This window comes from Curtobacterium sp. 9128 (assembly GCF_900086645.1).
Classification (GTDB): Bacteria; Actinomycetota; Actinomycetes; order Actinomycetales; family Microbacteriaceae; genus Curtobacterium.
Window position 1 is genome coordinate 2,143,280 of the sequence record NZ_LT576451.1, and the last position, 15,504, is coordinate 2,158,783.

A 15,504-nucleotide genomic window follows, 5' to 3' on the forward strand; every position below is an offset into this window, starting at 1 on the left:
ACGCGCACGAGGGCGCGCAGCCGTAGCGTGGACGGGTGTTCCGTCCCATGCTGCGCGCCCAGATCGTCGTCGACCTCGTGGTCGCCGGCGTCCTCGGCGTGCTCGTCGCGGTCACGTCGACTCGGGGGATCGACGGACCGCTCGCCTACCTGACCGTTCTCGGCCTGACGGTGGCGCTCGCGCTCAGGCGGCTCTCGCCGGGCCTCGCGCTGACCGTCGCGTGGGTCACAGCGGTCTTCCAGATGGTGACGGGGCAGAACCCGGACGGTGCCGACGCGTTCATCGCCGCGATCGTCTACACGACGAGCGCGTACGGCAGCCGACGCGTCCGCTTGGCGGGACTCGTCTCGGCAATCGGCGGCGCGGTCACGGCCGCCGTGTACGTCGGCGCGAAGGACTACGCCCAACGACTGACCATCGACACCGCGACGACACCGGCGCGCGAGTCGATGCAGGTCACGATCGCGTACTTCGTGGTCATCCTCGCGCTGCTCCTGCTGCCGTGGCTCGCCGGCGTCGTCGTGCGGACCCGTCGAGCCGCGCGGATGAGTCGTGAGGCCCTGCTCCTCGCCGAACGCGACGCGGCCCGCGCGGACCGTGCGGTCGCCGTCGAGCAGGAGCGGGTGCGGATCGCACGCGACATGCACGACATCGTGGCGCACTCCCTCGCAGTCGTCATCGCGCAGGCGGACGGTGCCCGGTACGCACTGAAGGCCGATCCAGCCGTCGCCGACCAGGCACTCAGCACGATCTCCGGGACCGCCAGGCGGGCACTCGGCGACGTCCGTGAGCTGCTCGGCGCCCTCCGGCACGAGCAGGGCACCGCGCCGACCCCGGACATCGACGACATCGAGCTCCTCGTGACGGAGATGCGTGCCGTCGGCCTCGACGTCCGGGTCGAACGCAACGGTGACGCCACCACGCTGCCGACCACTACCCAGCTCGCCGTCTACCGCATCGTCCAGGAGAGCCTGACGAACGCGTACAAGCACGGCGAGCACGGCACCCCGGTGCACGCCACCCTGACGTACCGCCCGGACACCGTCGAGATCGACGTGATCAACCGCCGCGCTGACCACGGGCACGCGGGACCGGGGACCGGGCACGGGCTCGTCGGCATGCGGGAGCGTGCCACGATGTCCGGGGGCAGCATGACCGCTGGACCCCGCGGCGACGACTTCGCCGTCGCGGTCCGGATGCCGGCGCACCCCGCGAGCGGGCAGATGCCGCGGGGGCTCGTCACGACGAGGCAGCCGACGGACCACACCACCGACCAGGAGCACACAGGACGATGACCGACACCCCGATCCGCGTCGCGCTCGTCGACGACCAGGCCCTGTTCCGCACCGGGATCCGGATGCTCATCGACTCGCAGCCGGACCTCCGGTTCGTGGGAGAGGCCGGCGACGGTGCCGCCGGTGTCGAACTCGTCCGCACCGGGCGCCCGGACGTGGTGCTCATGGACGTCAGGATGCCGGTCATGGACGGGATCACGGCGACCGCGCAGATCGTCGAGGACGGCGGGACGGACGGCGCGAAGGTCCTGGTGCTCACGACCTTCGACTTCGACGAGGCCGCGGCGAAGGCGATCCGTGCCGGCGCGAGCGGGTTCGTGCTGAAGGACGCCGACCCGGAGTTCCTGCTCGCGGCGATCCGGACGGTGCACGCGGGGACGGCCGTGTTCGCGGCCTCGGCGACCCGTGAACTCCTCCGCCGGTACGACGACGCGCAGGAGCAGGCGGCGAACGTCCCGGCTGCGTTCGCCGAACTGACGCCCCGGGAACGGGAGATCTTCGACCTCGCGGCCAGGGGCTTCAGCAACAGCGAGATCGCCCAGCACGAGTTCGTCAGCGAGGCGACGGTGAAGACCCACATCTCACGGGTGCTCACGAAGCTCGAGCTGCGGGACCGCGTGCGGCTCGTGGTCTTCGCGCACCAGCACGGGCTCGTCACGAAGGACTGACGATCGGGTACCGCGCGCTGCGCCCGGCGCCGCACGGTGTCATCCGGTGGGATGACCCGTCCACAGCGAACCGAGTCGAGCGGACGATCCACCGAAGCCGACGGACCGACGCGGACCGGGCCTCCTGATCGTCAAGGTGGATGCATGACCACCAGCCACGCACCGATCATCCGCCTCGACCACGTGTCCAAGCACTACGGCGACGCCGCGCGCCGCGTCACGGCGCTCGACGACGTCAGCGTCGACATCGGCGCCGGCGAGTTCACCGCGGTGATGGGCCCGTCCGGCTCCGGCAAGTCCACGCTCATGCACGTCGCAGCCGGCCTCGACACCGTGTCCGGCGGGCACATCCAGATCGACGGCACCGACATCACGCAGCTCGGCGACAAGGAGCTCACCGAACTCCGTCGACGTCGACTCGGGTTCGTGTTCCAGTCGTTCAACCTCGTCCCGACGCTCGACGTCGCCGAGAACATCCGGCTGCCGTTCCTGCTCGGCGGGCACAAGCCATCAGCGGAGGAATCCGCGTGGATCGACCGGCTCGTCGAGATGCTCGGACTCGGCAACCGTCTGACACACCGGCCGCACCAGCTGTCCGGTGGTCAGCAGCAGCGGGTCGCGATCGCACGCGCGCTGGCATCGCGTCCGGCGGTGGTCGTCGCCGACGAACCGACCGGCGCACTTGACTCCCGGACCGGGCGCGACGTGCTCGGCATCCTCCGCGGTGCCGTCGCCGAGTGGGGGCAGAGCGTCGTCATGGTGACCCACGACCCGGTCGCCGCCGCCAACGCCGACCGCATCCTCTTCCTCGCGGACGGCCGCATCGTCGGGGACCGCCCGGCGATGAGCGCCGCGGACATCTCGACCACCATGCTGGGGATGGAGGCAGCAGCGTGAACGCCCTCCGCGACTTCTCGCCCACCGTCCTGGTCGCCGCGCTCGGAACCACGTTCGGCTCCGCCCTGGTCATCGCACCCGGCATCGTCACCCAGGCGCTGACGGCCGCCGGCCTCTCCGACCTCGGCCCGATCAAGGCGATCCTGGACGTGATCGGCTGGCTGTTCCTCGGCATCGCACTGTACGTCGGGGCGATCGTCACGGCGAACACCTGCGCAACGCTCATCGCCGGGCAGACGCGGGTCCTCGCGCTCCAGCGCCTGGTCGGTGCCACCGGCGCGACGCTCCGGTCCCGCATCACCCGGGCGGGACTCGTCGTCGGTGTCGTGGGCGGACTCGTCGGTGCGGTCGTCGGCACCGGGCTCTCCGCGCTCTTCGTCGCCGTCCTCCGGGGCAACGGGTTCCTGCCCGACACGTCGTACACGCTCGTCCCGTGGCAGCTCGTGCTGCCGATCGTCGCGGTCGTGCTCGCGACATGGGGCGCGTTCGCGGTGGGGTCCCGTCGAGTCCTGACGGTCACGCCGCTCCAGGCGCTGTCCTCGAGCGTCGAGCCGAGCCACGACGACGTCCGGTCAGGCACGGCACGCAAGGTCTGGTCGATCCTGCTGATGGCCGGCGGTGGAGCGCTGATGCTCGTCGGACTCGCCGTCAGCAGCGCGTCCCCGCTCGCGGTCCTCCCGGCTGCACTCGGCGGGTTCGTGTCGTTCGCCGGGATCGCCGTCGGCGCCACCATCGTGATGCCGCCCGTCCTGGCGCTGATCGGGCGCATCGGCGCCAAGGACCCGGTGGTGCTGCTCGCTGGCCGGAACGCGATGCGTGCGCCGGGTCGGTCGTCCCGGGCGACGATCGGGCTCGTGATCGGTGTCACCCTGCTCGTCACCTTCGCCGTCGCGCTCGGGATGATGCAGCAGGTGCTCGAAGCGCAACTCCGCGGGCAGCTCCAGGGCGGGAGCCCTGAGCAGCTGCAGGGCATGCGCGACTTCTTCGTCCAGGTGAACGGCGTCGTCAGCGTCATCGTCGGCTTCTCCGCGGTGATCGCCGCGGTGGGTGTCGTCAACGCGCTCGCGCTCGGCGTGCTGCAGCGGCGGCGAGAACTCGGGCTGCTGCGCGTGCTCGGGCTGACCGGTGCGCAGGTGCGTCGGATGATCGTGACCGAAGCCGTGCAGATGGTCGTCGCGGCCGTCCTCACCGGGCTCGTGCTCGGGACGTTCTACGGATGGGTCGGCGGGCAGACGCTGCTCGGGTCGCTCGGTGACCCTGTCGGCCCGGTGCTCCCGCCGACCACGATCGTCATCGTGGTGGCTGGTGCGCTCGTCCTCGCGGTGGTCGCCACCGTCGCTCCGGTCCGGCGCGCGATGCGCGTCCCGCCGACCGAGGCGCTCGCGGTCGACTGACGGTGGCGGTGGTGCGGAACCGACGCGTCACACGAGGCGGACCGGTGCTACGGTGAGGGAGCTATGTACTCGGCGCTCCTCCTCCTTCGCTGCCGCGACGAGGCCTGACACACCGGCCCACCTCGTCGCGGAGTCTCGTCGTCGGCCGACACCACCTGACGAACCGAAAGCGAACGACCGATGCAGAACACCCAGCGCCCCTCCGGGATGCCGATCCACAAGTACGTCCCGTTCCACGAGCAGATCACCGTCGAACTCCCCGACCGCACCTGGCCGACGAAGCGCATCGATCGCGCTCCCCGCTGGTGCGCCGTCGACCTGCGTGACGGCAACCAGGCCCTCATCGACCCGATGGACGCCGAGCGCAAGCGCGCGATGTTCGACCTGCTCGTGCGCATGGGCTACAAGGAGATCGAGGTCGGGTTCCCCAGCGCCTCGCAGACGGACTTCGACTTCGTCCGCAGCCTGATCGACGAGGGCGCGATCCCCGACGACGTCACGATCCAGGTCCTGACGCAGGCGCGCGAGCACCTGATCCAGCGCACGTACGAGGCGATCGACGGCGCCAAGCAGGCCATCGTCCACCTGTACAACTCGACGTCGATCGTCCAGCGCGAGGTCGTCTTCCGCACCGACGTGCAGGGCGTCGTCGACATCGCGGTGGCCGGTGCCGAGCTCTGCAAGGCCGCAGAGGCCACGCTGCAGCACGACACGACGGTCTACTACGAGTACTCGCCGGAGTCCTACACGGGCACCGAGCTCGAGGTCGCGCTGGAGATCTGCAACGCCGTGCTGGAGGTCTTCGAGCCGACGCCCGACCGCAAGGTGATCATCAACCTGCCGGCCACGGTCGAGATGGCGACGCCGAACGTCTACGCCGACTCCATCGAGTGGATGTCACGCCACCTCGCCCACCGGCAGAACGTGATCCTGTCGCTGCACCCGCACAACGACCGCGGGACCGCCGTCGCCGCCGCCGAGCTCGGGTACATGGCCGGTGCCGACCGCATCGAGGGGTGCCTGTTCGGCAACGGGGAGCGCACCGGGAACGTCGACCTGGTCGCCCTCGGCATGAACCTGTTCACGCAGGGCATCGACCCGGAGATCAGCTTCGCGGACATCGACCAGATCAAGCGCACGGTCGAGTACTGCAACCAGCTGCCCGTGCCGGAGCGCCAGCCGTGGGCCGGTGACCTCGTCTACACGGCGTTCAGCGGGTCGCACCAGGACGCGATCAACAAGGGCTTCGACGCCATGAAGGCCAAGGCGGCCGCAGCAGGGAAGAGCATCGACGACGTCGAGTGGGCGGTGCCGTACCTGCCCGTCGACCCGAAGGACATCGGCCGTTCGTACGAGGCCGTCATCCGCGTCAACTCGCAGTCCGGCAAGGGCGGGGTCGCGTACCTGCTCAAGACGGACCACGCGATCGACCTGCCCCGCAAGCTGCAGATCGAGTTCTCCGGTGTCGTGCAGCAGCGCACCGACACCGAGGGCGGCGAGTTCACCTCGGAGAAGATCTGGGACCTCTTCCGCGACGAGTACCTGCCGGCCGATGACGAGTCGGACAAGTGGGGTCGGTACGAGATCACGAAGACCGCGACCTCGAGCGACTTCGACGGCACCACGAAGCTCGCCGTCACGATGCGTGTCGACGACGGATCGGTGGACGCCGATGCCGTCGGGACCGGCCCGATTGACGCGTTCCTCTCCGTGATGCGCGAGCAGGGCGTCGACGTCACGCTGTACGACTACTCGGAGCACACGATGAGCGCCTCCGGTGACGCGAAGGCAGCCTCGTACGTGGAACTCGACGTCGACGGCGTGCGGCTCTGGGGCGTCGGGATCGACGCCGACATCGCGACCGCGTCGCTCAAGGCGATCGTGTCCGCCGTGAACCGTGCGGTCCGCGCGGGCGCTGCCGCCGGCGCCTCCCCGGAGCTCGTCTCCGCCTAGCCGGTACGCCACCGGCGCACCGAGGGCCGGATCGCGCCCAGCTGCAAACATCGCGCCCCGTCACGACGGGGCGCGATGTGCGTGCGGGGGTGCAACCCGGCGCGTTCCCACGCGGAAGGACCCGCGGCACGCGCGGAAGCCGGCCCGCGGCGCGCCGTGTCGGGGGCGCGGGGGATACTGGGGACATGCCGCTGTACCGGGACGAGTGTGTCGTGCTCCGCACCCACAAGCTCGGTGAGGCGGACCGCATCGTCACGATGCTCAGCCGACAGCACGGCAAGATCCGCGCCGTCGCGAAGGGCGTCCGACGAACGGCATCGAAGTTCGGGTCGAGGCTCGAGCCGTTCATGGTCGTCGACGCCCAGTTCTACGAGGGCCGCTCGCTCGACATCGTGACCCAGGCGGAGTCCCTCGGGTCGTACGGCGCGCAGATCGTTGCCGACTACAGCGCGTACACGGCCGCCAGCGCCATGGTCGAGACCGCCGATCGCTTGAGCGAAGCCGACGCCGGACTCCAGCAGTACCTGCTGCTCGTCGGTGCCCTCCGTTCCCTCGCCCGCAGCGAGCACGTGCCGAGCGCGACGCTCGACTCGTACCTGCTCCGCGCGATGAGCATCGCTGGATGGGCGCCCTCGTTCTCGGACTGCGCGGTCACGGGGGAGCCCGGCCCGCACTCGGCGTTCGTCGTCCAGCTCGGCGGGGTCGTCGCCGACGGGGCCGCGCCTCCCGGATCGCCCCGGCTCGACCTGACGACGCTGTCGCTCCTCGGCTCGCTGCTCGCGGGGGACTGGCGCACGGTCGACGCCGCCGACGAACGGAGCAGGTCTCGGGCCTCCGGCGTGGTCGCGGCGTACGCCCAGTGGCACCTGGAACGATCGCTGAAGTCCCTGCCGCACGTCGACCGCACCGAGCACCCCGCGCCGGTTCCGACCACGCACGGCGGACCGGAAGCGACGGCCAGGGCGGTCGCGTCCACCCCGGCACCCCCGTCACCGACCCCCGACCGCAGCGCCCCCGAAGGGACCCGCACCGCATGAGCCCCCGTCGTTCCGTCGAACCGGAGTCCTTCAAGCCGATTGACTGGACCGGCGAGACGCCCCCGGCGATCCCCGCGCGGTTCGTCCCGGAACACGTGGCGATCGTGATGGACGGCAACGGCCGGTGGGCGAACGGTCGCGGACTCACGCGCATCGAGGGACACAAGGCGGGAGAGGCCTCCCTGCTCGACGTCGTCGCCGGCGGGATCCAGATCGGCGTCAAGCACATCTCGGCGTACGCGTTCTCGACGGAGAACTGGAAGCGCTCCCCGGAAGAGGTCCGGTTCCTGATGGGCTTCAACCGTGACGTCATCCGCCGCCGTCGGGACCAGCTGAACGAGTGGGGCGTTCGCGTCCGCTGGGCCGGACGGCGCCCACGGCTCTGGCGCAGCGTCATCGAGGAACTCGAGACCGCCGAGCGGATGACGGCGGGCAACGACGTGCTCACCCTGACGATGTGCGTCAACTACGGCGGTCGCAACGAGATCGCCGACGCGGTCCGGTCGCTCGCCGAAGACGTCGCAGCCGGCCGTCTCAAGCCGAGCCAGGTGACCGAGAAGGCCCTCGCGAAGCGCCTGTACGTGCCGGAGATGCCCGACGTCGACCTGTTCCTCCGGAGCTCGGGGGAACAGCGCACCAGCAACTTCCTGCTGTGGCAGTCCGCCTACGCCGAGATGGTGTTCCTCGACCGGCTCTGGCCGGACTTCCGACGCTCCGACCTGTGGGGCGCGATCGAGGAGTACGCGAGCCGCGATCGCCGCTACGGCGGCGCCGTGGACGCCCCCACCGCGTAGCCGAAGCGCACACGCAACGGCTCAGGCCAGCAACGGTTCCGCCGCGCGCACCGCGTCGAGCGCCGCCCGGACACTCGGCACCCGTTCGGCACCGCGTGCGACGACGACCTCGACCCGCCGCGCGAGCTCGTCGTCGACCGGATCGATCGACACCCCTGGTGGGATCACCGTCGTCGCGAGCGCCAGCCGAGGGAGGAGCGCCACCCCGAGTCCGGCCGCGACGAGGCCGACGACCGCTGCCGCGTTGTCGGTCTCGAGCACGATGTCCGGCACGAACCCCGCGCTCGCGCACGAGGCGAGCAGGTGCCCGCGGCAGCGCGGGCAGCCGCCGATCCAGCGCGCACCACGCAGGGAGGCGAGATCGACCGCGACAGAACCGGCCGTGGAACCGGCGACGGCACCGACCGAGCCGGCGGGGCGGACGTGCCCCGGGCCTCCCGACCGGACGAGCGCGAGTCGGACGAGGGCGAGCGGATCGCGACCCAGCGCCCGGGTGACGAGCCCGGCGTCGGTCGCGACGTCGTCACCCACGTACGTGAACGTCAGCGCGACGTCGACCTCGCCGCGCCGGACCAGCTCGAGCGCCTCCGGCGGCTCGACCTCGACGTAGGACGTCGTGACCCCGGGGACCGCGGCCGCCATCGACGCGAGCACCGCGGGCACCAGTGTCGACGAGGCGCTCGGGAAGCCGGCGATCCGGACGCGTCCGCGAGCGAGCCCTCCGACGGCGTCGAGGTCCTCCTGTGCAGCGGTCAGGGCTGCCTGCACGTGCAACGCGTGGTCCGCGAGCACCTGTCCCGCCTCGGTCAGGGTGACGCCGCGTGCGCCCCGGAGCAGCAGCGCGTGCCCGAGTCGCTGCTCGGCCCGCTGCAGGAGCTGGCTGACGGCTGGCTGGCTGTACCCGAGGGTGGCTGCGGCGCCGGTGATCGACCCGGCGTCGGCGACGGCTCGGAGCGCGCGGAGCAGCTGCGGGTCGAGATCGTCCATAACGCAATGCTATGGCCTTGCAAAGAGAGCTGCTCTGGTGTGATGGATCGGCGCACACGAACATGATCGGCATGGACTCCTTCGTCGACGGCCACGGCTACCTCGCCGCATGCACCGCCGGGCTCCCGACACGGGGGACCCTCGCGGCGATGCGTGCCGACCTCGACGAGTGGGGCACCGGCGGATCGAGTCCGATCCGGTACGGGGACCTCGTGGAAGCGGGGCGAGCCCTGTTCGCGCAGATCGTCGGCGTCGACGCCAGCCGGGTCGCGACCGGCTCGCAGACCTCCGTGATGACCGCGGTCGTCGCGTCGTCGCTGCCGGACGGCGCCGAGGTCCTCGTCCCGGAACGGGACTTCAGCTCGATCGTCTTCCCGTTCCTCGCACAGGCGCACCGCGGGATCCGTGTCCGGAGCGTCCCGCTCGCATCGCTGGCGACGGCCGTCACCCCGGACACCGCACTCGTGGCGTGGTCGGCGGTCCAGTCGGCGACCGGCGCGGTCGCCGAGAACGACGCCGTCGTGGCCGCCGCCCGTGCCGTCGGCGCGCGGACCCTCTGCGACCTCACCCAGGCGGCGGGAATCCTGCCGATCTCGGCCGCACCGTTCGACGTCACCGTCACCCACGCCTACAAGTGGCTCTGCGCGCCGCGGGGCGTCGCGTTCATGACGGTGTCCGCCGCCACCCAGGAGTGGCTCCGCCCGGTCCAGGCCGGCTGGTACGCCGGCGAGGACGTCTGGTCCTCCTGCTACGGCCCGGCGATGCGGCTCGCCGACGACGCCCGCCGGTTCGACGTGTCGCCGGCATGGCAGGCCTGGCCCGGGGCGGTCGCCGCCCTGCGGCACGTCGCGTCGCTCGACATGGACACGGTCTGGAGGCACGGCACCGGTCTGGCGGACCGACTGGCGGCCCGCCTCGGGGTCGCCGGGCAGTCGCAGGCCGTGATGACGGTGCCGGATCCGTCCGGCGCCGGGTTGGCCGCGCTCACCGCGGCGGGGATCACGGCGTCCGGCAGGGCGGGGCGACTCCGGCTCGCGTTCCACCACTGGAACGACGAGTCGGACGTGGACGCAGTGGCGGCGGTGCTGGGCCGTTAGTCTTGCCGGGTACGTTTCCCGAACCGGGCACCCAGCTCGGCGACCTTACGGAGTTCTCCTTGGCTCAGCCCTCCCGTCTCGACTCGGTCATCGCCCTCGCCAAAGGCCGTGGGTTCGTCTTCCAGTCGGGTGAGATCTACGGCGGATCCCGTTCCGCATGGGACTACGGGCCCCTCGGCGTCGAGCTGAAGGAGAACATCAAGCGCCAGTGGTGGCAGCGGTTCGTCCGCGGCCGTGGCGACATGGTCGGTCTCGACTCTGCCGTGATCCTGCCCCGCAAGGTGTGGGAGGCCTCCGGCCACGTCGCGACCTTCACCGACCCGCTCGTCGAGTGCCTGCACTGCCACCACCGCTTCCGCGAGGACCACCTGATCGAGGCCTTCGAGGCCAAGAAGAACCGCGCACCGGAGGGCGGCATGGCGGAGATCGCCTGCCCGAACTGCGGGACCCGCGGTCAGTGGACGGAGCCCCGCGAGTTCTCCGGGATGCTGAAGACCTACCTCGGCCCGGTCGAGTCCGAGGAAGGCCTGAACTTCCTCCGTCCCGAGACGGCGCAGGGCATCTTCACCGACTTCGCGCAGGTCGTCACGACCAGCCGCATGAAGCCCCCGTTCGGCATCGGCCAGGTCGGCAAGGCGTTCCGCAACGAGATCACGCCCGGCAACTTCATCTTCCGGACGCGAGAGTTCGAGCAGATGGAGATCGAGTACTTCGTCCCGCCGGCCGACGCCGAGACCCACTACGAGCAGTGGATCGCGGACTCGATCGCCTGGTACACGGACCTCGGCATCGACCCCGAGAACCTCCGTCGCTTCGACGTGCCGGACGGCGAGCGTGCGCACTACTCCGACGCCACCGCGGACATCGAGTACCGCTTCGGGTTCCAGGGATCGGAGTGGGGCGAGCTGATGGGCGTCGCGAACCGCACCGACTTCGACCTCAACAACCACATCGAGTCCTCCGGCAAGGACCTCCGGTACTTCGACCAGGCCGCCAACGAGAAGTACGTCCCGTACGTCATCGAGCCGTCCTTCGGCCTGACGCGGGCGCTCATGGCGTTCCTGCTCGACGCGTACCACGAGGACGAGGCCCCGAACGCGAAGGGCGGCGTCGACAAGCGCACGGTCCTGCGTCTCGACCCGCGCCTCGCTCCCGTCAAGGCCGCGGTGCTGCCGCTGTCCCGCAACGAGCAGCTCTCGCCGGTCGCCCGTGGGCTCGCCGACGACCTGCGCAAGAACTGGAACGTCGACTTCGACGACGCCGGGGCGATCGGCCGCCGCTACCGTCGCCACGACGAGATCGGCACGCCGTTCTGCATCACGGTCGACTTCGACACGCTCGAGGACAAGGCCGTCACCGTCCGCGAACGCGACACCATGGCGCAGGAACGCGTCGCCCTCGACCAGCTGCAGGGCTACCTCGCGCAGCGCCTCGTCGGCGCCTAACGACCGAGCACGACCGACGCGGTCGACTCCGGGAATGCTCCGGGGTCGGCCGCGTTGTCGTTGAACATGAGCAACGACAGCGTGAAGGTCGATGTCTGGTCCGACATCGCGTGCCCCTGGTGTTACATCGGCAAGCGGAAGTTCGAGGCGGGCGTCAGCGCGTTCGGTGCCGGACCCGATGGGCACAGCGTCGAGGTCGAGTACCACTCCTTCGAACTGAGCCCGGACACCCCGGTCGACTTCGAGGGCACGGAGGCCGAGTTCCTCTCCGGACACAAGGGCATGCCCGTCGACCAGGCGCAGCAGATGCTCGACCAGGTGAGCGGGATCGCGGCGTCCGTCGGACTCGACTACGACTTCGAGGCCATGCACCACACCAACACCGTGAAGGCGCACCAGGTCATCCACCTGGCGAAGCAGCACGGCAAGCAGCTCGACATGGTGGAGCGGCTCTTCGCGGCGTACTTCGAACGTGGTGAGCACGTCGGACAGGAGTCCTCGTTGGCCGACCTGGCCGCCGAGGTCGGGCTCGACCGTGACGAGGTGCTCGCGACCCTGCGCGACGACGCCAAGCTCGCCGACGTCCGTGCCGACCAGGCGCAGGCCCAGGCGTACGGCATCAACGGCGTGCCGTTCTTCGTGATCGACGGCAAGTACGGCGTGTCCGGTGCGCAGGACCCCGCGGCGTTCGAGCAGGTGCTCCGCCAGGTCGTCGCGCTGCGCGAGTCGACGCCGGAGGAAGTGGCCGCGGCGACCGAGCGCGCTGCGGACGACGCGAGCGCGGACATGGAGGCGACCCGGTGACGGACCTCGACGTGCGCGCGCAGGCCGCGCCGAGCCTCCAGGCCGTGCCGGGACTGCAGCCCCTGCTGGCGGACGCCGTCGTCTGCGACGGCGACTCGTGCTTCGTCCCCGGCGCAGAAGGCGACTGGTCAGAGGTCCCCGACTAGGGGCGCCGCCTCAGCGCTGGGGTGCCTCGTCGGTGATGTCCGCGACCGTCGCGCCGTAGGCCGCGATCAGGTCGTCGGCGTCCACGAACGCGCTCGCACCGTGGCGGCCGGCGCCGAGTGCGACGCGACGGCCGACGATGCGTTCGTCAGCGAAGACCGGCAGGTCGCCCGTCGCGCCGATCGGGGTGATCGTGCCGCGTTCGTAGCCGGAGGCCTGCAGCGCGGTCGCGGCGTCGGGCATCGACAGCTTGTTCACGCCGACGAGCGCCCGGAGCTTCTTCCACGCGATGCTCCGGCCGCCCGGGACGAGCGCCAAGACGAAGTCGCCGTCGTGGCGCTTGACGACCAGGGTCTTGACGATGTCGCCCGGGGTGATGCCGAGCAGGTCTGCTGCCTCGGCGAGGGAGTTCGCGGCCGGGCGTTCGACCACCTCGACCCGGAGTCCGCGGGCTGCGGCGTCGGCGTCGAATCGGGCGATGGCATCGGTCGTCATGTGGAGAACGCTACCGGCGCGTGCCGACGTGGGAGAATGGAACCCGTATGACGATCACACAAGCCCCCCGGAAGCCCCTGCGCATCGGCCCGATCGAGGTCGACGTGCCCGTCGTGCTCGCGCCGATGGCGGGCATCACGAACATGGCGTACCGCCGGCTCTGTCGTGAGTACGGTGCCGGGCTGTACGTCTGCGAGATGATCACCTCCCGTGCCCTGGTCGAGCGCACGCCGGTGTCGATGCAGCTCATCCAGCACCACGAGTCCGAGACCCCGCGCTCCATCCAGCTGTACGGCGTCGAGCCGAACACCGTGGCGGAAGCCGCGACGATCCTGGTCGGCGAAGACCGTGCCGACCACATCGACCTGAACTTCGGGTGCCCGGTGCCGAAGGTCACGCGCAAGGGCGGGGGCGCGGCGTTGCCGTGGAAGACCGAGCTCTTCAAGGAGCTCGTCACGAAGACTGTGCGTGCCGCTGGTGACGTCCCGGTCACCGTGAAGATGCGCAAGGGCATCGACGCCGACCACCTCACCTACATCGACGCCGCCCGCATCGCGCGCGACGCCGGTGTCGCCGCGGTCTCGCTGCACGCGCGCACCGCGAACGAGCACTACTCCGGCGAAGCCGACTGGTCGGCGATCGCGACCCTGAAGGAAGCCGTCACCGACATCCCGGTCCTCGGCAACGGCGACATCTGGTCGGCTGCCGACGCGCTCCGCATGGTCGACGAGACCGGTTGCGACGGTGTCGTGGTCGGGCGTGGGTGCCTCGGCCGGCCGTGGCTCTTCGGCGACCTCGCGGCGGCGTTCCGCGGCGAGGGCCTGCGGTACATGCCGTCCCTCGGAGAGGTCGCGGTCGGGTTCCGTCGGCACGCCGAGCTCCTCGTCGAGTTCTTCGGGTCCGAGGAGCACGGTTGCCGGGACATCCGGAAGCACGTCGCCTGGTACTTCAAGGGGTACCCGATCGGCGGTGACGTCCGGTCCGGGCTCGCCATGGCGTCCAGCCTGCAGGAGATCGACGACCTGCTCGCTCAGCTCGACCACGACGCGCCGTACCCGGGTGCCGATGCCGAAGGTCCCCGTGGTCGCGCAGGACACCCCAAGCGCACGGCACTGCCCGACCGCTGGCTCGAGAGCCGCGACGTCGAGCCTGCGTTCCGCAAGGTCCTCGCCGCCGCCGAGCTGCACCACAGCGGCGGATGAGCGCCACGAGCTCGTACGGACCGGCCGACGCGGAACGCTGGCTGCCCGAGGAACACGGCAACCGCCGCAGCGACTTCGCCCGCGACCGCGCCCGGCTGCTGCACTCCAGTGCGCTCCGCCGTCTCGCCGCCAAGACCCAGGTGCTGAGCCCGACCACCGGTCTCGACTTCGCCCGGAACCGCCTGACGCACTCGCTCGAGGTCGCGCAGGTCGGGCGGGAACTCGCTGACTCGCTCGGCCTCGACCCCGACGTCGTGGACACCGCCTGCCTGGCGCACGACATCGGCCACCCGCCGTTCGGCCACAACGGCGAGACCGCGGTGAACGCCTGGGCCGCCGGCATCGGTGGCTTCGAGGGCAACGCGCAGACCCTGCGGCTCCTGACCCGGCTCGAGCCGAAGGTCTACGGCGACGACGACCGTGCGTACGGCCTGAACCTCACCAGGGCCTCGCTCGACGCCTCGTGCAAGTACCCGTGGCCGGCGTCGCAGGGTGTCGCCGAGTCGTCGTCCGGACGCACCAAGTTCGGTTTCTACGACGACGACCACGACGCCTTCGAGTGGCTCCGAGCAGGTGCTCCCCGCCGACAGCGCTGCATCGAGGCCCAGGTGATGGACCTCTCCGACGACATCGCGTACTCCGTGCACGACTTCGAGGACGCCGTCGTCGCCGGGTTCATCGACGTCGCCGCGCTGGGGGACCGCGTCGGCGAGAACGACATCGTGTCCGCCATGCACGCCTGGGTCGGCGACGACCTCAGCCGCGACGAACTCCTCGAGGCGTTCGACCGGCTGCGATCGCTGCCGCTGTGGATGACGTCCTACGACGGCTCCCGGCAGGACGCCGCTCGCCTGAAGAACCTGACGTCGCAGCTCATCGGTCGGTTCGCCAGGACGGCGACCACGGCGACCCGGCAGGCGTACGCGTCCGGGTCGCTCGTCCGGTTCGCCGCGTCGGTGGTCACCCCGCCGGAGATCATCGGCGAGATCGCGGTGCTCAAGGGGATCGTCGCAGCGTTCGTGATGACCCACGGCGATCGGCAGCCCGTGTACGAGGACCAGCGCCGGATCCTCACCGAGCTCCTCGACGCGATCGCCGACCGCGGCGTGTCCGCGCTCGAGCCGGGGTTCGCCGCCGACTGGCGCGCTGCACGTGACGACGCTGCACGGCTGCGCGCGGTCGTCGACCAGGTCGCGAGCCTGACCGACCAGGGCGCCCTGGCATGGCACCGGCGGCTCGTCGTCGGCGACCGGGAAGCCGTCCACATCCCCGTCTGAGCCCTCCACATCCCC

General features: G+C 70.8%; 15 protein-coding genes. 13 read left to right on the forward strand and 2 right to left on the reverse strand.

All coding sequences use genetic code 11. The features are described from left to right. Positions 1 to 35 precede the first annotated feature (35 nt). The 7 genes from QK288_RS10335 (at position 36) to QK288_RS10365 (ending at position 8,038) form a co-directional block, all read left to right on the forward strand. Complete coding sequence (locus tag QK288_RS10335) at positions 36 to 1,295, forward strand: histidine kinase (protein WP_281264240.1); 1,260 nt, start codon at positions 36 to 38, stop codon at positions 1,293 to 1,295. Further along, positions 1,292 to 1,963 (forward strand): response regulator transcription factor, encoded by a 672-nt coding sequence (locus QK288_RS10340; protein WP_281264241.1) that lies wholly within the window; start codon positions 1,292 to 1,294, stop codon positions 1,961 to 1,963. Before QK288_RS10335 ends, QK288_RS10340 begins: the two co-directional genes overlap by 4 nt. A 144-nt stretch (positions 1,964 to 2,107) precedes the next feature. Beyond that, positions 2,108 to 2,860: an ABC transporter ATP-binding protein gene (locus tag QK288_RS10345; RefSeq protein ID WP_281264242.1), complete on the forward strand. Its 753-nt coding sequence runs from the start codon at positions 2,108 to 2,110 to the stop codon at positions 2,858 to 2,860. Beyond that, positions 2,857 to 4,254 carry an ABC transporter permease gene (locus tag QK288_RS10350; RefSeq protein WP_281264243.1) on the forward strand — a complete coding sequence of 466 codons (1,398 nt, stop codon included), beginning with the start codon at positions 2,857 to 2,859 and terminating at the stop codon, positions 4,252 to 4,254. Before QK288_RS10345 ends, QK288_RS10350 begins: the two co-directional genes overlap by 4 nt. A 180-nt stretch (positions 4,255 to 4,434) precedes the next feature. Next, positions 4,435 to 6,207, forward strand: coding sequence for a 2-isopropylmalate synthase (leuA, locus tag QK288_RS10355; RefSeq protein ID WP_281264244.1), 1,773 nt, complete (start codon positions 4,435 to 4,437; stop codon positions 6,205 to 6,207). 185 nt (positions 6,208 to 6,392) lie between these two features. Beyond that, positions 6,393 to 7,244 (forward strand): DNA repair protein RecO, encoded by an 852-nt coding sequence (gene recO, locus QK288_RS10360; protein WP_281264245.1) that lies wholly within the window; start codon positions 6,393 to 6,395, stop codon positions 7,242 to 7,244. Further along, a complete protein-coding gene (locus QK288_RS10365; RefSeq protein WP_281264246.1) occupies positions 7,241 to 8,038 on the forward strand; it encodes an isoprenyl transferase in 798 nt (265 codons plus the stop codon). The genes recO and QK288_RS10365 overlap by 4 nt, the downstream gene beginning before the upstream one ends. 21 nt (positions 8,039 to 8,059) lie before the next feature. Here the strand turns inward: QK288_RS10365 and QK288_RS10370 are convergent, their stop codons facing one another. Further along, entirely contained in the window at positions 8,060 to 9,025 is a 966-nt protein-coding gene (locus tag QK288_RS10370; RefSeq protein WP_281264247.1) for a LysR family transcriptional regulator, read from the reverse strand. A gap of 71 nt (positions 9,026 to 9,096) precedes the next feature. Between QK288_RS10370 and QK288_RS10375 the strand changes: the two genes are divergently transcribed. The 4 genes from QK288_RS10375 to QK288_RS10390 all read left to right on the forward strand — a co-directional run bounded on the left by QK288_RS10375 (position 9,097) and on the right by QK288_RS10390 (position 12,517). Next, positions 9,097 to 10,122 carry an aminotransferase class V-fold PLP-dependent enzyme gene (locus QK288_RS10375; protein WP_281264248.1) on the forward strand — a complete coding sequence of 342 codons (1,026 nt, stop codon included), beginning with the start codon at positions 9,097 to 9,099 and terminating at the stop codon, positions 10,120 to 10,122. Between the two features lie 59 nt (positions 10,123 to 10,181). Next, the gene (locus QK288_RS10380) at positions 10,182 to 11,567 is read left to right on the forward strand and encodes a glycine--tRNA ligase (RefSeq protein WP_281264249.1); all 1,386 of its coding nucleotides are present in this window, start codon (positions 10,182 to 10,184) and stop codon (positions 11,565 to 11,567) included. 66 nt (positions 11,568 to 11,633) lie between these two features. Then, positions 11,634 to 12,371, forward strand: a complete 738-nt coding sequence (locus QK288_RS10385) for a DsbA family oxidoreductase (protein ID WP_281264250.1) — start codon at positions 11,634 to 11,636, stop codon at positions 12,369 to 12,371. Beyond that, positions 12,368 to 12,517: a hypothetical protein gene (locus tag QK288_RS10390; RefSeq protein WP_281264251.1), complete on the forward strand. Its 150-nt coding sequence runs from the start codon at positions 12,368 to 12,370 to the stop codon at positions 12,515 to 12,517. Before QK288_RS10385 ends, QK288_RS10390 begins: the two co-directional genes overlap by 4 nt. Before the next feature lie 10 nt (positions 12,518 to 12,527). On the opposite strand, the gene QK288_RS10395 is transcribed toward QK288_RS10390, so the two are convergent. Next, the gene (locus QK288_RS10395; protein ID WP_281264252.1) at positions 12,528 to 13,010 is read right to left on the reverse strand and encodes a YbaK/EbsC family protein; all 483 of its coding nucleotides are present in this window, start codon (positions 13,008 to 13,010) and stop codon (positions 12,528 to 12,530) included. A gap of 47 nt (positions 13,011 to 13,057) precedes the next feature. On the opposite strand from QK288_RS10395, the gene dusB reads away from it, so the two are divergent. Further along, positions 13,058 to 14,212 (forward strand): tRNA dihydrouridine synthase DusB, encoded by a 1,155-nt coding sequence (gene dusB, locus QK288_RS10400; RefSeq protein ID WP_281264253.1) that lies wholly within the window; start codon positions 13,058 to 13,060, stop codon positions 14,210 to 14,212. After that, complete coding sequence (locus QK288_RS10405) at positions 14,209 to 15,489, forward strand: deoxyguanosinetriphosphate triphosphohydrolase (RefSeq protein WP_281264254.1); 1,281 nt, start codon at positions 14,209 to 14,211, stop codon at positions 15,487 to 15,489. Before dusB ends, QK288_RS10405 begins: the two co-directional genes overlap by 4 nt. Positions 15,490 to 15,504: the final 15 nt, after the last annotated feature.